At 72.2% G+C, this 20,634-nt stretch carries 19 protein-coding genes and 1 pseudogene; 3 read left to right on the top strand and 17 right to left on the bottom strand.

What is annotated here, in order from left to right; translation table 11 throughout:
* Nucleotides 1-80: 80 nt before the first annotated feature.
* On the top strand, nucleotides 81-1,661 hold the full coding sequence (locus tag ACIG3E_RS23310) for an asparagine synthase-related protein (RefSeq protein ID WP_399619545.1): 1,581 nt from the start codon (nucleotides 81-83) through the stop codon (nucleotides 1,659-1,661).
* Nucleotides 1,662-1,728: 67 nt separating this feature from the next.
* Nucleotides 1,729-3,621, top strand: coding sequence for an ATP-binding cassette domain-containing protein (locus ACIG3E_RS23315; RefSeq protein WP_399619547.1), 1,893 nt, complete (start codon nucleotides 1,729-1,731; stop codon nucleotides 3,619-3,621).
* A gap of 23 nt (nucleotides 3,622-3,644) precedes the next feature.
* Here the strand turns inward: ACIG3E_RS23315 and ACIG3E_RS23320 are convergent.
* A pseudogene (locus ACIG3E_RS23320) lies at nucleotides 3,645-3,916 on the bottom strand (transposase); the annotation flags it as partial.
* An 85-nt stretch (nucleotides 3,917-4,001) separates the two neighbouring features.
* Here ACIG3E_RS23320 and ACIG3E_RS23325 point away from each other — a divergent pair.
* Complete coding sequence (locus tag ACIG3E_RS23325) at nucleotides 4,002-4,139, top strand: hypothetical protein (RefSeq protein ID WP_399619549.1); 138 nt, start codon at nucleotides 4,002-4,004, stop codon at nucleotides 4,137-4,139.
* Nucleotides 4,140-4,753: 614 nt separating this feature from the next.
* Here the strand turns inward: ACIG3E_RS23325 and ACIG3E_RS23330 are convergent.
* From ACIG3E_RS23330 to ACIG3E_RS23405, 16 genes are all read right to left on the bottom strand, one after another.
* Complete coding sequence (locus tag ACIG3E_RS23330; RefSeq protein WP_399619551.1) at nucleotides 4,754-8,182, bottom strand: hypothetical protein; 3,429 nt, start codon at nucleotides 8,180-8,182, stop codon at nucleotides 4,754-4,756.
* A 2-nt stretch (nucleotides 8,183-8,184) separates the two neighbouring features.
* Nucleotides 8,185-8,631, bottom strand: coding sequence for a TadE/TadG family type IV pilus assembly protein (locus ACIG3E_RS23335; protein WP_399619554.1), 447 nt, complete (start codon nucleotides 8,629-8,631; stop codon nucleotides 8,185-8,187).
* A complete protein-coding gene (locus ACIG3E_RS23340) occupies nucleotides 8,631-9,077 on the bottom strand; it encodes a TadE/TadG family type IV pilus assembly protein (RefSeq protein ID WP_399619557.1) in 447 nt (148 codons plus the stop codon). The genes ACIG3E_RS23335 and ACIG3E_RS23340 overlap by 1 nt, the downstream gene beginning before the upstream one ends.
* Complete coding sequence (locus ACIG3E_RS23345; protein WP_399619560.1) at nucleotides 9,074-9,475, bottom strand: TadE/TadG family type IV pilus assembly protein; 402 nt, start codon at nucleotides 9,473-9,475, stop codon at nucleotides 9,074-9,076. Before ACIG3E_RS23345 ends, ACIG3E_RS23340 begins: the two co-directional genes overlap by 4 nt.
* A gap of 47 nt (nucleotides 9,476-9,522) precedes the next feature.
* On the bottom strand, nucleotides 9,523-9,711 hold the full coding sequence (locus tag ACIG3E_RS23350; RefSeq protein WP_399619562.1) for a hypothetical protein: 189 nt from the start codon (nucleotides 9,709-9,711) through the stop codon (nucleotides 9,523-9,525).
* Nucleotides 9,712-9,752: 41 nt separating this feature from the next.
* Entirely contained in the window at nucleotides 9,753-10,649 is an 897-nt protein-coding gene (locus ACIG3E_RS23355; protein WP_399619565.1) for a type II secretion system F family protein, read from the bottom strand.
* Nucleotides 10,646-11,566 carry a type II secretion system F family protein gene (locus ACIG3E_RS23360; RefSeq protein WP_399619567.1) on the bottom strand — a complete coding sequence of 307 codons (921 nt, stop codon included), beginning with the start codon at nucleotides 11,564-11,566 and terminating at the stop codon, nucleotides 10,646-10,648. The genes ACIG3E_RS23355 and ACIG3E_RS23360 overlap by 4 nt, the downstream gene beginning before the upstream one ends.
* Nucleotides 11,563-13,146, bottom strand: a complete 1,584-nt coding sequence (locus ACIG3E_RS23365; protein ID WP_399619569.1) for a CpaF family protein — start codon at nucleotides 13,144-13,146, stop codon at nucleotides 11,563-11,565. The genes ACIG3E_RS23360 and ACIG3E_RS23365 overlap by 4 nt, the downstream gene beginning before the upstream one ends.
* Nucleotides 13,139-14,029, bottom strand: a complete 891-nt coding sequence (locus tag ACIG3E_RS23370) for a hypothetical protein (protein ID WP_399619571.1) — start codon at nucleotides 14,027-14,029, stop codon at nucleotides 13,139-13,141. The genes ACIG3E_RS23365 and ACIG3E_RS23370 overlap by 8 nt, the downstream gene beginning before the upstream one ends.
* Nucleotides 14,029-14,676, bottom strand: a complete 648-nt coding sequence (locus ACIG3E_RS23375; protein WP_399619573.1) for an SAF domain-containing protein — start codon at nucleotides 14,674-14,676, stop codon at nucleotides 14,029-14,031. Before ACIG3E_RS23375 ends, ACIG3E_RS23370 begins: the two co-directional genes overlap by 1 nt.
* A 78-nt stretch (nucleotides 14,677-14,754) precedes the next feature.
* The gene (locus ACIG3E_RS23380) at nucleotides 14,755-15,666 is read right to left on the bottom strand and encodes an ATP/GTP-binding protein (RefSeq protein ID WP_399619575.1); all 912 of its coding nucleotides are present in this window, start codon (nucleotides 15,664-15,666) and stop codon (nucleotides 14,755-14,757) included.
* Nucleotides 15,660-16,232 (bottom strand): hypothetical protein, encoded by a 573-nt coding sequence (locus ACIG3E_RS23385; RefSeq protein WP_399619578.1) that lies wholly within the window; start codon nucleotides 16,230-16,232, stop codon nucleotides 15,660-15,662. The genes ACIG3E_RS23380 and ACIG3E_RS23385 overlap by 7 nt, the downstream gene beginning before the upstream one ends.
* 272 nt (nucleotides 16,233-16,504) lie before the next feature.
* Entirely contained in the window at nucleotides 16,505-17,473 is a 969-nt protein-coding gene (locus ACIG3E_RS23390; RefSeq protein ID WP_399619580.1) for a replication-relaxation family protein, read from the bottom strand.
* Nucleotides 17,473-19,749, bottom strand: a complete 2,277-nt coding sequence (locus ACIG3E_RS23395; RefSeq protein WP_399619583.1) for a hypothetical protein — start codon at nucleotides 19,747-19,749, stop codon at nucleotides 17,473-17,475. The genes ACIG3E_RS23390 and ACIG3E_RS23395 overlap by 1 nt, the downstream gene beginning before the upstream one ends.
* Nucleotides 19,749-20,282, bottom strand: coding sequence for a hypothetical protein (locus ACIG3E_RS23400; protein WP_399619585.1), 534 nt, complete (start codon nucleotides 20,280-20,282; stop codon nucleotides 19,749-19,751). The genes ACIG3E_RS23395 and ACIG3E_RS23400 overlap by 1 nt, the downstream gene beginning before the upstream one ends.
* On the bottom strand, nucleotides 20,282-20,629 hold the full coding sequence (locus tag ACIG3E_RS23405; RefSeq protein ID WP_399619588.1) for a hypothetical protein: 348 nt from the start codon (nucleotides 20,627-20,629) through the stop codon (nucleotides 20,282-20,284). The genes ACIG3E_RS23400 and ACIG3E_RS23405 overlap by 1 nt, the downstream gene beginning before the upstream one ends.
* Between the last annotated feature and the right edge of the window lie 5 nt (nucleotides 20,630-20,634).

The raw sequence follows: 20,634 nt of genomic DNA on the forward strand, positions 1-20,634 counted from the left end.
GTCCAGCACCACCGGGGCCCGCGCCGACCGAGCGCCGCGCGGGCCCCGGCACGCCCACGACGAGAGGAAGCAGAGCCGAGATGCTGACGCTCACGATCGACCTGCGGAGTACTGAAGGACCCTGGCGGTGGTGCGGCACGAACGACGGCTGCTGGGTGCGCGGCAGCGACCGCGTCCGCCCGCTGAACCACCCGGCGCTGGAGTCCCGGGCCGTCAGCGACGGCACCCGCACGCTCATGGTCGTGCGGGAACGCAGCACGCAGGCGGCCTCGCTGCTGCGCTCCACTTCCCCGGTGCGCGTGGACGATGCCGTGTACGTGCGGGCGCGGGAGGAATGCGGCACCTGGCCGCTGCAATCGGTCTGGGTCGAGGACGGGCCGGGAGGGGTGAGCGTCCACACGGGCCTGGGCGGGGTGTGCCCGCTCTACCTTACCCACGCCGACGGGGCACTGTTTGGCTCGTGGCAACTGATGGACCTCAAAGCCCATTTCGGGCCCGACTGCCTGGACGAGCTCGAAGTCATGCGCCTGCTGACCGGCCAGACCCGCTACGGCCACCAGACCCTGTTCGCCACGGTCAAACGGCTCTCGGAGAACTCCACCGCCCGCGCCGACGCCCGCGGCCTGCACCTTCACTACCCGCCCGCAGCCGCGCACGCCCAGCCCTCCGGTCTCGCCGACCACGTCGACGGCCCCGAGCTGGTGGACGCCTTCGAGGCCCTGGTCGACCACCTCCTCGCCCAGCGCCCCCTGACGCCCGCGCGCACCGCGGCGCAGCTGTCGGGCGGTAAGGACTCCACCAACCTCGCGATCTCCCTCGGACTGGCCCACCCTGGGGAGATCACCCCGTGCGCGATGCTGATCGGCGGGCAGGCGGGGCCGCAGCAGCAGGCGCGCCGCCGCATGGTCATCGACCAGGTCGGCTTCGCACCCGACGTCACCGTGCTCGCAGGCGACTATCCGGCGCTCGCGCCGGGCGGCCTGCGCCGCGCCCGCCCGGAGGCCATCAGCCCGCTGGACGAGCCGCACCTGGAAGCCGCCGACGCCCTCGCCCAGGCCCTCGCGGCCCGGGACGTCACCACGATGGTGGCCGGGTTCGGCGGCGACGAAGTCGCCCGCGCACGCCGCCCCCAGGACCGGCCCGCACGCGGAGTGCAGGCACCATCGTGGTGCGGGCCGCGTGTGCGGGACCTGCTCGGCGAGGTGAACACTGGCATCGCCCCGCCGACTGTGGCGCCGGAGACCGCGCTGGTCGCCCTCGAAGTCGCCACTCCCTTCCTCGCGCGGCGTGGCCTGTGGACCCTGGCCCCCTTCATCGCCCCCGAGCTGGTCCGCTTCGGCCGCCGCCTGCCGACCGAGTGGAAGGTGGACAAGCGGCTGCTGACCGAACGCCTGGCTGTGCGCGGTCTGCCCGAGCAAGTGGTCCACCCCGTGCTGCGGGAGAACTTCGGCCATCTCATGAACCAGGCCGTCGCCGCTCACGCCACCGGACTCCTGCGCAGCTGGGGCAAGGACCTCCACCTCACCGAGCAGGGCTACCTCGATGCCGCCGCCCTCTCCGAGGCCATCGAGCGCGCTGCCCTCGGTCCCGGCCACGCCGCGCCGTACCGCACCGGGCTCTTCCTGGTCACCGCCATCGAACTGGCCCTGCGTGCCCTGTAGACGGCGCCTGCACCACATGGGCGACATCGGCCCAAAGCCACCCGCCCACCACGACGGTCACGCCAGGATGGGGCGGGTGACGCCGTCCTCACCCGCCCCCCAACCACCAGCTTCCGCCGCCTCCCAGCAGGTCGGGTACCAGAGCGACCCGCACTTCGAGGACATCGCGACCGCGTCCTGGTGGCGCATGGCCGCCCGCCTGCCCCGCACCCTGGCCGCCGCCGCCCGTCTGGGCTGGGCCGCCGACCGGCCCGCCATGCTCTGGCTGCTGCTCTGCCAGATCACCGTCGCCGCCTCCGCCGCGACCGCCCTGGCCGCCCTGCCCAGCGCGATGAACCACCTGCTCGCCTCCGGGCCGGTCGACGACCGTGTCCACGCCGCCACGCCTGCCTTGATCGTCGTGGCCGTGGCCGCCTCCGTACGGGCCGGGGCTGATGCGCTCGCCGTCTATGCCGCCACCCGTCTGGCCCCCGAAGTCGCCACCGAGGCCGACCTCCAGATCCTCGCCGAGGCCCCGGCCGTGGAACTGGAGGCCTACGACCGGCCCGGCTTCAGCGACCGCCTCCAGGCGGCGGGCACCGGCGCGGAAGCAACCGAGAACCTCATCGGCGACGCCCAGGCCGTCATCTCCGCCCTCGCCCAACTCGCCGCCGCCGCAAGCGTCCTCACCGTCCTGCACCCCCTGCTGCTGCCGCTGCTCCTGCTCGCCGTCGTCCCCAAGGGCGCCGCCGCGGTCACCACCGCCCGCATCCAGCACCGCGCCGACTACCAGAACATCTCCGACAACCACCTGCGCTACCTGCTGCGCCACTACTCCACCAACCGCCGCACCGCCGCCGAAGTCCGCGTCGCCACCATGGCCGGCTTCCTCACCTGCTGGTACCGCGAGATCACCGACCGGATCAAGGCCACCCACCGCCGCGCCGCCCCCCAGGTCCTGCGCGTCACCCTCCTCGGCGCCACCCTCAGCGGCCTCATGCTCGCCCTGACCTGGAGTGCCCTGGGCTGGCTGGCCGCCACCGGTCGCATGGACCTGGCCGTCGCCGCCACCGCCGTCATCGCCGTACGCACCTGCACCGCAGCCCTGACCTCCCTGGTCATGGCCGCCGCCCGCCTCTTCCGCACCAGCCTCTACCTGGAGGACTGGCAGTCCTTCCTGCGCCATGCCCGCACCTTGCGCGCCGAACGCGGCACCACCCAACTCCCCGCCCAGCCGCCCACCGTGATCACCGCGACCGACGTCACCTACACCTACCCGGGCGCCGACACCCCGGCCGTCGACGGCATCAGCCTCACCCTCCGCCAAGGCGAACTGATCGCCCTGGTCGGCGAGAACGGCTCCGGCAAGACCACCCTCTCCGCGCTGCTCACCGGCCTGCGCCTCCCGGCCAGCGGCACCGTCACCTGGGACAGCATCGACCTCGCCGACGCCGACCCCCACAGCGTGTGGGCCCGCGTCGGCCTGGTGCCCCAGGACTACACCCGCTGGCCCATGGACCTGCGCGCCAACATCCACCTTGGCCAGCCCCGCACCGAAGACGACGCCTTGCTCCTGGAGGCCGCCCGCGCGGCGGGAGCGGACAGCGTCATCAACAAGGTCCCCTACGGCCTCGACACCCTGGTCGCCAGCTCAAACTGGGGCGGCACCGACCTCTCCGGCGGACAGTGGCAGCGCATCGCCGTCGCCCGCGCCTTCTACCGCGATGCCGACGTCCTCATGCTGGATGAGCCCACCAGCGCCATGGACCCCCGCGCCGAGCACCTCGTCATCCGACGGTTCAAACAGCTCGCCGAAGGCAAGGCCGCGCTGTTCGTCACCCACAACCTGGAAAACGCCCGCATCGCCGACCGCATCATCGTCCTCGACCACGGCCGCGTGCGAGAACAAGGCGACTTCCAGACCCTCATGGACCTCGGCGGCCTCTTCGCCGAACTGTACAAACTCGCCCAAGACCGTTAAGAGACCCGCGCAGTGAACGCACCGACCACGGCCTGGTGCAGTCGGCCCCAGACACCGGCTCTGGACCAGATCAGAAACCGCCGATGAGCAGTCGACTTCGAGATCCCGAAGCAGGGCGGCAGCTACCGCCAGGCGCATCCGCTGGCCAGCACGTAGATGATGGCGGCGAACAGCGTCTCATCAGGCGTATCCGGCGTCCCGCCGCCCTGCGGCCGCACCCTCGACGGCGGGAGCAACGGCTTCGCGATCTCCCAAGCCCGTCCGGAACAATCCAACTCCATGCCCCCTGCCCCATGGCGCAGTACTACTCCGCCCCACCACATAGGCCAACGTCTAAGAAGGCCTTCGAGCGGGCCCGGTTCTTCATGGGAGATCAGCACGTGATCAATGAGTCCGCGTTCCGTGCCACCATGGTCAAGCACCCGCACACCTGGGTTGTGGCTGCCGAGATCGTCGTCGAGGAGTCCGTGGCGCGCCTCGCCGACTTTCGCGGCTCGTTCCGTACGCAGAGTCAGTAGCGCACCGACGAGCTGGAAACCTACTGCCGTGCCTGCCGCCGCCCCTACAAGGAGATGCGCACCGATGACTGCGAGGCGGCGATCGACAACCGGCACTTGATCGGCGGGGACCAGAGCGTGCGCCCCAAGCGGAAGGTGCCGGCACGCCGCCCGCCGGGGCGAAGATACTGCCCGGCGGGAAGTTCACGCGCTACGGCCTCAAGGCGTACGTGTCGGGAGTGTCCCGCCCGCCCGTGTAGGGCCGTCACGGGCAACGCTACCTTCAGCCTCGGCTTCGAGCACCCGCACCTGCCCCGCTACCAGCACATCTGCCCGCCCAAACGGGAACGCAGCACTATGGCTCCTCTACCTGATCAACGTCCGGCCCCGAGCGGTCGATCGTCCGTTGGTGTATACCGGCCGCAGCTCATGCCATCGCCCGATAGGGCACCGGCGGCTGTGCTGTGTGCTGACGTGCCATTTTCCACTTGGGGCCAGTTATTGGGTCAGCGCGCATCACCGGCCGAGCCAGCAGCGATCGGTACGAGCTGGCCGGGTCTATTTTTGGCACCGCGAGAGCTTGGGGTGGAGCCGCGCTTGCGGGTGCTGCGAGCTGTGCCCCACAGGGCTGTGAGTCAGCGGCGAGTGGATGTCCGCAGGCTGCTGAGCATCTCCGCTGTCTTGTTCTCCATGAGGATGTCCAGGTCCACCAGGAGCTGTTCCAGCTGGCGGATGGCCTGTTCGAGGTCGTCGCTGTTGCCGAGGAGATCGAGTGCGCGGATCTTGAGGCGCCACAGGTCTTCTCGTTCGCGTGCGACGTCCAGGCCGCGGCTTGCGGCCCAGAGCGCACCGCGTCCGTCGCTTCGGCGGAGACAGCGGTCAGCGAGCTCGTGGGCGGCGTCGGTGACCAGCTCGATGATGTCGTTGGTGAGGGGCTCGGCCCAGCTGTAGCGTCGGGTCGGGATCTGCGCGAAGGGGCGGCCACGGACGAGATGCAGGGCTCGGCGCAGGAACTGCTCGCCGTGCTCGCTCGGGGTGTTCTGGGCGGCGGTGTACAGGTACTGGAAGTGGTCCCAGTCGCATTCCACGCCGACGAGGCGGTAGCGCTTGTCGGGCTGGGTGCTGATCTGCGGGAAGTAGTGGTCGCCGTCGTCGTTGCGGCCGAGCCAGCGCCGGACGTCGCTGATCCGGCTGTTGCGGGTGTCGCGGGTGACACGACCGTCGGGGGCGATGACGCCGTCGATGCCGTACCGGTCGGCCCCGGGGTGCAGGACCAGCCAGGTGGCGAGTTCCAGGGCCATGGTGGCGCGGTTGGACGTGAGGTGGCCGCGCGCTCCGGTCAGAACGACCGGACCCAGGATCCGCACCATTGGCTGCCCTGAAGGCAGTTCGACGGCGTCCTGCTCGCGGGGCGGGACAGCCCCGGGGCCCGGGAGACGGGAGGGCGCCGCAGCAGGTTCGGAGGCTTCTGCGGGGAGGCGGGCGCTGATCCGTGTGGGGGTGATGGCGGATGGCAGCGCGATGTGGCTAGGGGAGTCGCTCGGGCCGCTCTGACTGCCCGGCTCGGCGCTGGCCTCTGCCGGGGGAGCACCTTCCGTCTCGGGTGGGGTGGAGGGGGTGGAGTCGTCGGTGAGGTCGGCCAGGTGGGCCAGGAGCCCGGCCGTGCTGGAGGGCCCTGTCTCCGGTACTGCTGTGGGCTCGGCCGGAGGCGTCTGCGGCGCGGGCACGAGTGTCTTCGGCTTCTGGGGCGGGGCAGTTGGCCGGGGCAGGTCGGTGGGGGAGTCGGCGGTCAGCGCCTGGTCCAGGATGTCGGTGTACACGTCATCGGGGCACAGAGCGAGGGTGCACTCCAGCTGGGTGCCGGGTACGGGCAGCGACGGCGCCCCGGTGTCGATCACCCATACCGGGGCGCCAGGGGCCGGGGTGGGGGCGGAGCTGCTGGTGATGACAGCGGTGGCCGACCGTGGTGTCTGCGTCACCAGTTCGGTGAGGTCGGTGAGCGCGTGCGCGCCGGGGCAGGTGTCGAGGTCGGCCAGTACGATCAGTGGCCACAGCTCGCCGAACTCCTCGTCCGGGCGGGCGTGTGCCAGGTCGGTGCTCGCGCCGGTGGTGAGGGCCTGCTGCTGCTCGAGGTGATGAGCCCGGGCGGCCTCGGTCGCCTCGGCCAGGCCGGGGTAGGGGGTGACGCGGCGGTCGTCCAGGACGGACAGTCCCGGGGCGGTGTCCTCGCCTGCTACGGCGATCTCGATCTGCCCGCCAGCGGGGGGCAGGGCCAGCGACAGGACGAGCATGTGCAGTGCCTGGAGGCGGTGTTCGCCGGTCAGGTGGAGGGCGCCGTACTGCTCGAGGTCGACCAGGACCATGGAGCCGCCCGCGTCTTCGCCGATCTGCACCAGTGCCGGATAGGGCGCATCGAGCTCGCGCAGCTGCTCATCGTCGGCCAGCTGGTCGCTGTCGGCCGGGCACCACCACAGGCCGTCGCCGCGTGCGGTGAACGGCGCGGGAGCGGGAGCAGGGTTGTTGCCGGTGGTGGGGGCGAGGTGCAGCAGGAGGCCCTCGGCGCCGAGCTGGACGGCCGCGAGCGGCGGCAGTGCCCGCTGGTTGGCCGCCAGGTTTCCGGCGAGGGTGCGCAGCGCGGTGTCCAGCCAGATCAGCTCGGCCCCGGCATCGACGCTGCGCAGCAGTTGCTCGGTGGCGGCGGCACGTCCCGTGGGCATGGCGATCTTGCGGCCATGGCGGCGGCGACGGTGCTGCATGATGCGGCGCCGCGTGAGCATCGCCACGACTGCGGCCGCGAGGAATCCGGAGCCCGCGATGGCCAGGACGGCGGCGACAGGGGACGAGTCCGTGCTCGTCGCGCCTGCCGCGCGTTCGGTCTTGTCCGGTGTCGGGCGTGCGGACGGCGATGACGGGCTCTGGCTGCTCCCGGCAGGGGGAGCGGCGCTGCGGCCCGGGGCCGCCGACGCGTCCGGTGTGTTCGGCGTCGTCGGCTCCGTATCGGCCTTGGGGGCCTTGGACGGAGCCGGGCGGGAAGGCGTGGCTGCGTCGCCGCCGGGCGCGGCGTCGGGGTTGGCGCGCGGCGGGCTGGCCTGTGAGGGCTCGTCCGGAACCCGGTCAGCCTCGGAGTCGTCGCGGGGGGCGCCGTCACGGTCTGGGACGGTAATCTTCTGGCCGGGGTAGATGAGATCCGGGCTGGTGAAGCGGTGTCCCTGCGGCTGGCGCTCGCCCTTGTTCGCCTCGAACAGCGTCGGATACAGCGAAGCGTCTCCGTACTCGTCTTCGGCGATGTCCGAGAGCGTTTCGTGCGGGGTGACGATGTGCTCGTGACCGGTCTTTCCGGCTGGCTGCTTGGAGGTGGCCAGTTGCGGCTCGGCGCCTGTGTCGGTGGCGGAGTCGGAGTGGGGCCGTGTGCGGGCATCGGCTGGGAGCTTGAGGACGGTGCCCTTCGGCAGATAGCTGTCCCCGGCGGCCAGGGCGGGGACGTCGGGGTTAAGGGCGGCGATGTCCTTCCAGCGCTGCCAGTTGCCGAGGTACTTCTCCGCCAGCCCTGCCGGGGACTCGGTCGCCCCGGTCACCGTGTGCCGCGGCCACTGCCTGCCGTGGTCGTCCTGGCCAGCGTCGGCGGCCGGGGCTGCGGGCACGCTGCTGGCGGGGCCCGGGTCCGCAGTGGCAACGGCGACCGCCGCCGCGGACGGTGCGGCTGAGGCTGCGGTGGGGGCCAGGAGCACGATGCCGCCGATCAGGGCGGAGGTAAGGGACTGCATGCCGCTGAGGCCCTTGATGCGTGGAGCGGAACGGCGGCGGATCAGGGCGGCCGTCTCGATGAGCGCGGCGGCGGTGAAGGCGGCCCAGGCAGCCCAGCCGATCCCGGTGAGAACGGTGAGGAACAGACGTCCGTCATCGGGCTGGGTCAGCGCCTCCAGCCCGCCAGGTACTTCCAGGACGCCGAACTTCAGCAGCAGCCACGGTGCTGCGGCGACGGCGGCGACCAGGACGGCCAGGCCGAGCAGGGCGCGCAGCACGGCAGCCAGGGTGCGCAGCGGGGAGGAGGTGCGGTGGGCCATGCTCAGTCTCCCGGCTGGGTCTTCAGGTGGGCGGTCGCGGTGCCGGTCACGGTGATGGTGCCCTTGCCGACAAGCTGTGCGAAGTGGGTGCTGTAGGTGTCGTGGACGGTGACAGTCATGGTCGTTCCGCCCTCGGAGATGGTCACGGTGCCGTCGACGCCGCGGGCGGCCAGGTAGTCCTGGGCGGCGCTTTGAGCTGCGCCGGGGTCGATAGTGATCGCGGTGCCTTCGATGGCCTGACCGGGGTCAATTTGCTGACCGGCGGTGCGGGCGGCCTCCTGCGCGAGGGAGGTGGCGCGGTTGGAGGCATTCAGGGCACCGCCGCCGTCGACGAGCAGGCCCATCACCATGAGGATCGCCAGGCCGGTCAGGGCGAAGAACAGCGACATGCTGCCCCGGTCGTCGGTGAGGGCGGCGCGGCGGTGGCGGATCCAGGCGGTGGAGGTCATCAGCGGGCCCGGTAGGTGTCGATGGGGCTGGTGAAGGTGGCGGTGAGGGTCTTGGCACCGGGCAGGCCGGGCAGGGCGATGTCGGACAGCGGCGCGGTGCACGAGACCGTGGCGGTGACCGTGGCGGCCTGGCCGACGGCGGTGGCGTAGCCGGAGGTGTCCACCGAGATCTGGGAAGTGCCGCAGGTGATGCCCTCTCCCGACAGGCTGCGGTCGGCAGCCGCCTGGGCTTGGGACTGCGCGGATGCGGCGTCGCGTTCCAGGGAGGCCGCGCGGGCGGCGGCGTGGGCGGCGCCGTCGACGGCCGCTTCGGCATCCGTGACCCTGCCGAAGGCGACCATCAGGCCGAGCAGGGCGATGAGGACCGGGGCCAGGACGGCGGTCTCCATCGCGTAGCTGCCGCGGTCACCGCCGGGGGACATCAGGTGCGTCAGGTAGCGGCTCATGGAGCGGTCCAGCGTTCGATGGGCCCGTCGGCGTGCTGGGTGACGGTCAGCTCCAGGCCGGGCACGAGGGTGGCGACGGAGCCGGTGACGGTGATGCGGATCTGGGTGGCGGTGCTGCCGGAGGCGGAAACGGCGGGTCCGCGCACGGAGTTGCCGTGGCGGGCCAGGTACTGCTGAGCCTGGACGACGCCGTCGCCGCTGGTGGCGCCGAGCTGGCGGCCGGCATCCACGCCGTGCCGGGCCGCGCTCTGAGCGACCTTGCGCGCGTGGTAGTAGAAACCGACCTGGATGATGGTGAAGGCGAGCAGCAGCACGACCACGGCCAAGGTCGCCAGCTCCACGCTGCCCACACCGCGGTCGTCCCGTATGCGCGCGGCCGCGGCCTTCAGGCGCCGCATCGTCGTCTGCCTCCTTCGCCCCATGGGCATGCTTCGGCCTCCGGGGCTCAGGCGCCCTCGATGATGCCGATCTTCTCGGCGAGCTTGGTCTTCAGCGCGGCCACGAGCAGGCCCGCGGCAATGAGGAGGGCTCCGGCGATGACGGCGAGTTCGGTGCTGGTGGCACCGGCGTCGCGGGCGGCGCGCAGCTGCGCGTAACGGCCGCGGATCCACACGGTGAGCAGTTGGATGTCCATCAGCAGTCTCTCCTTGCTTGTTACTTGTCTGTTCTTGTGGGTCAGCTGGCGAGGATGGTGGCCACGACGGGGATCATCACGAAGGTCAGCATGAGGATCACGCCGAAGGTCACGGGCAGCACCATGGAGGCGGAGGCTTCGTTGGCCTGGGCTTTGGCGTCGCTGAGCAGGGCGATGCGCAGCTGGCGGGCCTGGGCTTGCAGGGTGGTGTAGACGGCGGCACCTTCTCCGGCCAGGGCCAGGGTGTCGGCGGGCCGGGTCAGCTCGGGGATGGTGAGTTCCTCGCCGAGCTGACGCAGGGCGTCCCAGGGGGTAACGCCAGCGAGTTCGGCCTGGTCGAAGACGGCCCGCATGCGTTCGAAGATCCAGCCGTCGCCGACGTCGGCGGTATCGGTGAGAGCCTGGCCAGCGCCGCTGTTGGCGATGCGGGCCAGGGCGACGCGCTCGAGGTAGGAGGCGGCGGCGTGGCGGACCACCAGGCGGGCCGCGGCGGCGTCGCGTTTGACGTCCCGGCCGGGGCTGAACCAGAACACCACGCCCAACAGCAGCGACAGGCCGGTGGGGATCGCGAACGAGAGGGCGGCCCCGGCCAGGGCGAGCATCGCCTGGAGCAGTTGTGGTGCGAGGAGCCCGAACAGAGTGAAGAGCGTGCGTCGGCCGAGGTGTTCGGCCGGGGAGATCCGCAGCAGGTTCAGGTCCTTGTGGGGCAGGCGGATGCGCAGCCCGAAGTCGGCCAGGAGGCGGGCGCCGAGTTTCTCGGCGAGCGTGCCCGCCGCGCTCGCGGGGACTGCTCCGGTCAGGGCGGCGGGGTAGTTGCGGGCGTTGAGGCGCTCCAGCGCGCTGGCCAGGTCGGGCTTGGCGGGCACGGCGGCGCGCACCGCCAAGCCGATCAGGACGCCGCAGGCGGCCGCGGGCAGCACGGCGGTCAGGGGGATCATCGCGGCACCTCGCTCGAGGTGGTGGTGAGGTGGGCGGGCAGTGGGTCCAGGAGCCGGGGGTCGGGCTGGGTGCGGGCGATGCGGCGCAGCCACAGCAGCGTCCACGCGAAGCCTGCGCCGAGCGCGGTCAGGACGATCTGGCCCAGGGCGGAGCCGTACCAGCCGGACCAGCCGGGGTTGAGCATGCAGCCGGTCACTACCAGGGTGATGACGACGGAGACCTGGCGGGAGGCCTTGCGGACCGCGGCGCGGTCGGCTTCCACGTCGCGGGCATCGGCGGCCTGCTGGTGGATGGTGACGGCGAGGGCCTCCAGGGCATCGGCCAGGCCCGGGCCTTTGTAGACGGCGTGGGACTGGAAGAGCAGGACGACGTGGTCGCTGACGCCGTCGGCGAGTTCGTCGGCGAACAGCCGCAGCGCCAGGTCGGCGTCCATGCCCGCGCGCAGCCGCTCGGCGAGCGCGCGCACGTGCGCGGCGATCGGGGCGGGGGCGGCCTTGGCGGAGGACTGGATGGTCTGTGTCAGGGAGATGCCCGCGGTGTGCACACCGGCCAGGTGGTTGAGCCACTGGCCCAGGGCCTCCAGGCGGGCGATGCGGGCCTGCGCCGCCACTCCGGGGTGCAGCACGAAGGGCAGGCCGAGCACACCGGCCCCGGCGAGCAGGCCCTGGACGGGCCAGCCGGTGTACGCCCACACCGCCAGGGTCACGACGGCGGCGGCGGTGACCAGGTGGCGCCAGCGGCGCCGCCATCCCTCGGGCAGGCCTGCCCTGGCCCGCCGTACACGCTCGGCCAGGCGTGAAGGGGGCTTGACCGGATCCGGTGCGCGGCCGCGTAGTTCCCGGGCCGCAGCGGCCAGGGCGAGGACCGTGGCTAGGGCGCAGCATGCGGCGAGCAGGGAGTACTGGGCGGCGGTCATGCCCCCACCCCCTGCAGGGCGGCAGTGCGCAGTTGCAGCGGGGGTCCCCAGGCGCCGGTGGGGTTGTCGGTGAGCCACTGGCGGGCGAACAGGCCGGTGAGCTCCAACTCGTCGATGAAGCTGGGCATGTTCTGAAACACCGCGCGCGGCTCGCCGTGGGCGGAGTGGGGGGCGAAGAGGGTGGTGACGGTCGGCCGCCCGGCTTCGCCGACGACGTCGTGGACTTCGTAGACGTGGGAGACGAAGCGGTGCTTGCGGCCGCCGATTCCGGTCTCGTCGCGGTAGGTGAGGTAGACGACGACGTCGATCGCGGAGGCGATCAAATGGTGGGTGGCGTCGGTGGTCATGCCGGCTTCGGTGCACAGTTGCACCAGGCGGCTGATGATCGCGTGGGGGCGGCGGACGTGGATGGTGCACATCGAGCCGGAGCCGCCGGCGGACATGGCCTGCAGCATCGGCAGGATCTCCATCGAGCGGACCTCGCCGACGATGACGCGGGTGGCGTTGTAGCGCAGTGCGGTGGCGAACATGTCGCTGATGGTGATCTGTCCGGCCGCCGTGCCGCCGCGGACTTCGCCGTTGGACTGCCTCGCTTCGAAGGCGAAGGTGACCGGGCCGGGCTTGGGGCCGGGCTCGTCCAGGTAGAGCTCGCGGTCGGATTCGAGGGTGACCAGTCGCTCGGCTGCCGGGATCTCGCGTCCCATGGCCCGCAGCAGGGTGGTTTTGCCCGCGCCCATGTCGCCGACGACCAGGATGTTCAGGCGGGCGTGCACGCACGTGGTCAGGAAGCGCTCGAGCAGCGGGTTGAGGGCCTGCCACTGCACGAGTTCGGCCAGGCCGGTGTCGCGGATGCGGTGCTTGCGGATGACCACCGAGGGGCGGCTGGTGAGCAGGGAGGCGGTGACGCGGGAGCCGTCGGGCAGGCGGAAGCCGATCATGGGGGTGGCCTGGGTGAGGGCGCGTTCGCCGTGCCCCGACAGGGCGGCCATGCGGTTGACCCAGGCGATCAGCTCGTCGTGGGAGTCAGCAACCTTGTCGATGGTGCGGCGGGGGCGGTCGAAGTACTCCACGTGCGCGCGCAGCCCGTCCACCATGACGTCTTCGACGCCGTCCTCGTCCAGCAGTGCCTGCAGGCGCCCGCCGCGGTACATCGCATCGAACACCGCGCTCGCGACGCGGGCCTCTTCGTCCTCGGTCAGCGGGGTGTTGCCCTGTGCGTACTTGGCCGCCCACCCGGCGACCGCGTCGGTGGTCAGGGTGCGGGCCAGGGCGCGCCGGTCGGCTTCCTCTAGGGTGCGCTGCGGGTCGCGACTGCTCACCTCGGCGGAGACGTCGGCCTGCAGGGCCTCGATGACTTCCCAGGCCACCGGCAGGTGGCCGGGTAGACCGGCAAGCAGCGGCACCGCGCCCGCTTCGGCCCTGGTCCGGGCCGGTGCGGCGCCGTTGGCCGCGGCGGGCGGCGGGACGGTGTGCGGTGCGGCGGGGCGGCGGGCCATCCCGTTCTTCAGCAGCGCGGCGAGCTCGGCGCCGCCCAACGGGGCCGGGCTGCCGTTCGCGGGCTGGTGTGGGGTGTCAGCCACGGCGTCCTCCTGCTGCTGCCCTGTTCTGCAGCCGTTGCAGGACCCCGGCCGTCTGCGGGCGCGGTGCGGGGAACTGCTGCTGGATCCGGTGACGCTGAGCGTGCGCGGCGAGCTGCTCGGCGGCGGTGCGGGCGTGGCGCAGCAGGTCGCTGCGGGCGTAGCCGCGCGGCGGACTGCCGCCCTCGATGAGGTAGTCGGCCACCGGGGCGTCCCACGGCAGGGCGGCCAGCACGGGCGTCTTCAGAGCGTCGGCGATCTGGTGGGTGGTGTAGCCGCGGCCGCCGCGGGCGGCCTCGCGTTCGATGACCAGCAGGCCCAGGGCGCCCGCGCCGCTGCCGCTGTCCTCGAGTTCGGCGCGCAGCGGGTCGACGAGGTGGGAGGCCAGTGCCAGGGAGGCCTTGGTGTTGCGGACGACCAGGAGCACCAGGTCGGCGTGGTGGATCAGCGGGGCTGGGGTCAGGGTGGCGTGCAGGCGGCCTGCGGTGAAGGCCAGGCGCCCGGCGTCAATGAAGACGTCGTGCCCGGCCTCGTGGGCGAGGATGTGGAAGATGTCGCTGAGGGCGGGCCAGGTGCGTTCCAGCGCGGCGGCCTGGGCCGGGTCGGTCAGGCCGGGCAGCACCCGGCGGTGCCCGGCCTCGTCGACGGACCACAAGTGGGCGGCGACGGCGTGCGCGAGGGCCTCGCTGCCGACACGGGCGGCGGCGGCCAGGTGGTGCAGGCCCACCCCGGCCGTGAACTGCTCATCCAGGAACCCCGCGCGCAGCGTGCCGCCCTTGGGGTCGCATTCGGCCAGCACGCTGGGGCGCGGCGAGGCCAGGGTGAGCGCGAGCGAGCTGGCGGTGACGCCAGCGGAGGCGGCGCTGGCCAGGACGGTGACGGGCATCAGTTGCTCCGGGGCTCGCGGACCAGGGCGATCCGGCCTGCGGCCGCGTGGGTGGCCAGCAGGGGGCCGTCCGTGGTCGCTACGGCGAGGTTGACGACGACGGTGCCGCTGGCGTCGGGCCGGGACACCGACACCACGCGCGCCTCCACGGTGGACGGTGCGGAGCCGGAGGACTTCTTGTCGTCACTCTCGTCACCTTGGGCAGGGGTGGTCACCGCCAGGACCTTGTCACCGGGGGCGAGTGTGCCGTCCGGTGCCTGCCCGCGCTTGATCTGGACGCCGACTTGCTGCTTGTCGTCTCCCAGGCCGCTGCCCGCGGTCAGGTGGGCGGAGACCAGCAGCCCGCCCCGGCGCAGATCCGTGGCCGCCCGCTTGCCGATCACGCTGGCCTTGTCGCGGGCGGGAATCGGTGACAGGGCGGCATCGGAGGAGACCTCCGCGACGGTGATGTCCGCGGGCTTGAGGGCCTGGCCCGCGGGCACGTCGCGGGCCACGGCCAGCACCTTGGACCGGTCGCCCGCCGAGGTGACTGCGGCGGCCGCACCCAGCGCGCACACCACGGCCAGCACCACGCACAACGCCACGGCCCACCACCGGCGGTCCTTCCTGACCGGCGGTGTCGTGGTCGGCGGCAGATCCGCGCGCATGGCGGGACGCGGTACGGGAGGGGCTGCTGGGGTTTCCATGACGGGCGTGCCTCTCGCTGTGCTGGTGTGCTGCGGGGGTTAGTTGAGGATCTGGACCTCGGCGACGGTGATGTCGACGTCGCTGGCGCGGGTCGCGCTCAGCTCGCCGCTCTCGCCGCCTCCGTCGACCTCCCAGTCGACCTGCCAGGTCGAGGTCGCGGTCACGTGGAAGCGGCCGCCGGGCTCGAGGGAGGACGGCGTGCTGTAGTGGTGGCCGCAGTCCGGGGAGTCCTTCTTGCCGTATGACCTCTTGTAGGGGGTCCCGGCCGTGGTGCAGGTGACCGAGGTGCCGTCGCCCATGGACCACACGATGCGTTTCACACGGGCGGTCGCGGTGACCGTGATGCCTCCGGCGGAGGCCGAGGCGCGGTTGGGGCCGTAGGTCTCGGCCGACTTCGTGGTCCACATCCATACCGGCATGCCGACCACGCCCTTGCCGCCCGGCTTGGGGGTGATGCCGATGTCCGGGCCGCGCAGCGTCATCTTGTCCAGGGCTTCCTGGGCGAGCTGGGCGGGGTCGACGGTGGCGACCGGGGCCGCGGGTGCCCAGAAGGTCTGGGGCGCCCCCAGCAGGCCGCCTGCGGCACCGGCTCCGGCGGCGGCTACCGGGCACATCCGTGTGTAGATCGCGCCTTTGCCGGGGGCGTGGCCGTCCCACACCGAGCTGCTGGCGGGCGGCTGCGGGTCCATCTTGACGACGATGCACGGACCCGCCCCTGCGGGTGCGCCCTTCTTTCCTCCGCTCTTGCGGGACCCGCCTGTGTGGCCGCCGCTCTTGCCGCTGCCGCCCGGGCTCGCTCCGACCCCGGCGTTGATGCACATGTCGAGCAGGGCGCACGCGCCGACTCCGGCCGTCGGCTTGGGGTCGGGATCCGCGGTGGCCGGGGAGGTCTGGAGTGTGCCGGTCAGCACGATGGCGCTGGTGACGGCAGTGAGGGCCTGCCTCAGCATGCCCGGTTTTCCGGCTTGACTTCCAAGATCACCCACTGCTTCCCCCAGCGCTCGGCGGTCACGTGGCTCACGTACTTCAAGCGGCGTTCCTTGGGTAGCTGCACCTCCGCGCGGGTCTTGCGGTCGATCGCCTTCCACGGCTCGACATCCACGCAGTCCGTGATGCGGGCCAGCGGCACCTTCTTCTTCAGGTCGAGGCTGCTCACCCTGGGCTTGAGGACGGGCTCTCCCGTGGTTAGCTGGCCTGCCGTTTTGAGGTTGCGCAGATCGGCTATGGCCTGACCCAGCGCGTTGCCCTTGGCGTAGGACTTCAGCCGGGTGTCCGCCATGGTGCCCTTGGCGTAGGCGGTGGCCTTCTCGCTCCAGTAGGCGCGGTAGGCGGCGAGCAGTTGGTCCTCGGCCTGGCCCTCGTTGCTCTGGGGGGACGGAGACGCGGAGGGCGTCGAGGACGGGGCCGTCTGCGAGGGTTTCTGGGAGGGCTTCGCGGCGTCATCGCTTCCGTCGTCCGAGCTGTCGCAGGCGGTCAGTGCGCCGAGCGCCACCAGAACGCTGGCAGCAGCGGCCACGTTACGGAGGCGAACGGTGCTCTGGTGGGCTTGGGGTGTCACGTTGTCTCCCGGTCGGCACGTGGAGGGACGGCGGCCAGGGCGGAGCGTTCGTCCACGCCCGCTCGCCTGGGGCTGCCGAGCAGTACTGATGCGCTTTGGGTAGCCACGAGGTTACGCATATGCCAGCCAACTTCCAATGAGAGCTGTGAAGTTATTGATCGCACCTGTGGACGAACCCGGTCAGAAAGGGGTATGAGAGTCGACAAGTAGCCCCGTGTACTCACATGCCGTCACGGGATCCGGTCTCCCACCGGGTGAGGGGCGAGCAGGATGTCGCGCGGGGCCGGGTCGCCTAGCAGCGGGGTCACGATCGGCTCGAACGGCCCGCGGTCGCGCAGGAGTGTGAGGGTGGTGACGCCCGCGGTCAGCGGGCTGCGGTGCAGCAGTTCGTTGGCGTCGGCCAGGGCGCGCAGGTCGTCGATCCGCCGGGCCAGGGCGTTCGGGGAGGCTCCGGTGAGGACGATGAGCAGGCGGGGGAAGGCGGGGTAGCGCTCGCGCCAGGCTTCCCTGCTGCGGTGCGGGCCGGGGCGGCCGGGGGCGGGGTGGGGAATGTAGGAGGCGTAGCGGGCGTAGGCGGTGAGTTTGGCGCCGAGCCGGGCGGCCTGCATGGTGGCCCGGTCGACCTCGATGAAGTACGTCAGCAGCTGGCGGCGTCCGGAGGGGGTAGTGCGGGTGTAGCGCAGGACGGCGTCGGGGATGACGAAAGCCTCGTCGCCGAGGCGGGAATCGCCGTCCCGGACACGGTGGGCGAGTTCGGGCTCCCAGTCCAGTGGGCCGCACTCGTCGCCGAGGGCGCGGGCCCAGGTGGTGAAGGCGAGTCCGCTCTCCACGACGGCGAGGGTGTGTTCCTGGAGCTGGGAGGCGGCTGCTTCGGGGCTGATGCGGTAGGCGCGGGTGGTGATCTGCCGGTCGTATTCGACGATGTCCGCGCCGCGGGCGGTGATGTACCACAGGTGTTCACCGCGGCCCATACGTCCGTCACGGCGCACGGTGGCCGCGGCCAGGCCCGCCCGGCGCAGGTCGGCCAGCTGGCGGCGCACGTAGGCGACGCTGGCGGCGTGCGGGGTGAGCAGGCGGCGCAGCTGGCTGGTGGAGACAAGGCGGTGCTGGTAGAGGACGGGCAGGAGCTGCTGCCCGAGCCGGGACAGGCCGCGGACGCGCGGACCGTCGCTGTGCGGGGCCGGTGCGGTGATGGTCATTAGGCGATCTCCGTGATGTTCTCGCTCCCGCGCGCCCCGGAATTGGGGCTGCCGAGTGCGGGGGCGGGGTGGCGGGTGGTGAGGCGTTCGAGGATGAGGTCGTCGTGGGCCGGGATGCGTCCGTCGTCGCTGCCGTCCAGGCGGGCCAGGACGTCGCCGACGGGATGCCGACCGAGGTTGCGGTCGAGGGCCTCCTCGAGCAGCGGGAGCCGCTCGGGGTGGTGGTAGTCGGCGAGGACCTCGTCGATGGCCAGACCGGCGACGCGGAACGGCGTGGTGCGCCGACCGCCGAGCATGGTGGACATGACGTAGTGGAAGCGCGGCTGGTGCTCAAGGACGTCCGGCGCGAGCTGGGGCATGCGCTTGGCGACGAACGCGCACTCGTCGGAGTCGGCGGCCGTGGCGGACAGCAGCGACTGGTTCTGCATCAGCGCGAGCCGGGTCTCATCCGACAGGCGCATCGCCATCTGGGTCATCGCCATCAGCCGCACCTCGTACTTGCGCAGCTGCTCGAGGATCGCGGCGATGTAGCCGCGGGCGGCGCCGTCGATGGCGCGCAGTTCGTCGCAGAACGCGAACAGGGTCCGCAGCAGGCTCGGATCAAGACCTTCGCGGGAATGCCCGGCCAGGAACAGGTCGAACAGCAGCAGGCTGGTGATGATCTGGTCGCCGGAGCCGGTACCGGAGCAGCGCAACAGCACGATCTTGCTCTCGTCCATCGCCCGCCGCACGCAGTAGCTCGAACGCGGCTGGCCGAGGAAGGCGCGCAGCGAGTCGCTGGTGGCCAGCTGCTCGATGGTCTGGGTGACCACCGGTACCGCCGAGCCCTCGTACCGGGGAAACGTCGTGCGCCAGAACACCGACAGCCGCGGCGGCAGCAGCGCAAGGACGCTCTGGCGCCACATCTCGTCATTGAGCAGGCGCGGGATCGTGAAAATCGTGGGCTGCAGGTCGGGGCGCCCCAGTTCGCACATCCGCAGCGAGAGGTGGGCCAGGACCTGCGCGGCATGGGAGAGGATCGCCCGCGCGCGGGGCGCGCCGTCGCCCCAGCCCTGCGCGGAGGCCAGGCCGCCGACGACGGCGCCGACGACGTCCTGGACCTGCCAGGCCGCCCGGTCCTCCATCGACAGCGGATTCCACGCGGCGATCCGTGCCGCCGGGTCCTTGACGCTCAGGTCGATAAGGACGACCCGGTCGATGACCGCCGGATGCGTCAGGTAGGGCAGGGCCTTGTGGACGGCCGCGCCGTGCGGGTCCAGGAACCAGGCGCCGAACCCGCCGTAGCCCAGGGCGAGCGCCTGCAGCAGCGCCAGCTCGGACTTGCCGAACCCCGACTTGCCGAGCGACGCGCCGAACAGCACATTCTGCTGCGGCACGCAGCCCAGCCGGGTCCGGCCGTCGACCCCGGTGACCCGTCCCAGCGGCACTACCCCGCGCTGCCCGCGCCAGGTCGGCAACGCTGCCGGAGCGGGCGGCACCACTCCGCCGATGCGCACCACGTTCGGCGCCACGCAGCGCTTCGAGGCGGGCTTCAGCAGCGCCGCGACCTCCTGCGCCGTGACCCACTGCCGACGCGACGGCGCGAACTCGCCGGTGGCGTACCGGCGCTCGAAACTCCGCCGACGCCACCACACGCTGCTGTAGGGCCGCCAGTTGGTGCGGCGCGGTCCCACCGGGCGCCACCAGTTCTCTCCCCGCCAGGCGTCCAGGACCGTCATCACCTGGTGCAACCGGGCCTGTGCGCGGGCCGGGTGCCGGGCCGTGACCCGTACCAGGACCTGCACCGCGAACACCTGCGTGTCCGCGCCCGGCACGAACTTGCCCACGCCGTCGGCCAGATCCGACTGCCGTGGCAGCCGCCCGCCTCCGGTCCCGGCCGGGCGGCCGCCGTTGAGCCCCTCCACCAGGACCTGCCACCATCGCGCGCCCCGACCGGCACCCGAAGCACCGTCGACCAGGCGCTGCCCGTACGCGGAAGGGCCCCGTGCCTGTGCCCGGCGCATCAGCCGACGCCGCCAGCGGGCCACCCGCCATCCCGCCACGGGCACCAGGTCCACGATCAGCTCGGCCTGTTCACCGCGCGCACTGTCCACGTGGGCGCACGCCACGGCCAGCAGCCGCAGCGGATCAGGATCCATACTCGCGACGTTCAGTCGGCGGTGGTCGGGCCGGGCGAGCACGAGCTCGGCGCGCGCCACATACCGTTCCCCGCCGCCACAGGCCTGTCTGGTCTCCGCCGGGCTGGCGGGCTGGGGCTTCTTGTCCAGGGGGACCATCAGGAGCAGCCCTCCGCGTCCTCGTCATGGTCTGCGGCAGGCGACCGCCCGGTGCCTGGCAGGGGAGGGGCGCCGTCGAAATGGATGCGCTCACCGCCGTGCGGGGTGCCGGTGCGCTCGATGACGTCGACATGGGCGAACGACGGCATCCTGACCAGGGCCGCCGAGCGCGGCGGCCCCTCCAGCGAGCACGCCAGCTCCCCGCCGACGCAGTAGTGGCGGATACGCACCCCGGCCGCCCGCCGAGGCAGCCAATCCAAGGACCGCGACGCCTGAGTCAGGTGCGCGGCCTGCCGCGCGCACTCCTCCGGCGACGGGTCGTACGCCGCGGTGGGCACCAAGTCCACGACCGCACGCCCACGCAGCGCCCGCCGCGCCCGCATCCGCCACCACGCCCGCGCCCACACTCCGAACGGCGCCACCACGGCCGCCATCACCGCCGTCCCCCAGGCGATCCGCCGCAGCAGCGCCCCGGTACCACCGGGCAGCGGCGGCAGCATGCCGGACAGCACGGCAGCCAGTACGTCCCTCATCAGCGCGCCCCCGACACCGGAAAGCGGCGAGTGCACCGGCCTCTGCGCCGGGAGGACGAGGAAGGGACGCCGCGAGCACGGTGGACACCTGCGCACCAGCCGCGGTGTATCAGCAGTGCGCCAACGAGCATGACCAGGCCCGGTACCCACGGCCAGCCACGCCGCTCGGCGGCCGCGCGCGCCGCGCTGTCTCCTATGAGCGGCAGGTGGCGCAGGTCACCGCCCCACCACCAGCCGCGCGCGCAGCCGAGGGTCCACACAGCACCGGCCAGCCAGCCGCACAGGCTGACGACGACGTCGACCGCGGCGTCGCGACGACTCCGCTCGCTCTTGTGCCCCAGCCGCATGCGCG

Source organism: Streptomyces sp. NPDC053474, from assembly GCF_044544845.1.
Classification (GTDB): domain Bacteria; phylum Actinomycetota; class Actinomycetes; order Streptomycetales; family Streptomycetaceae; genus Streptomyces.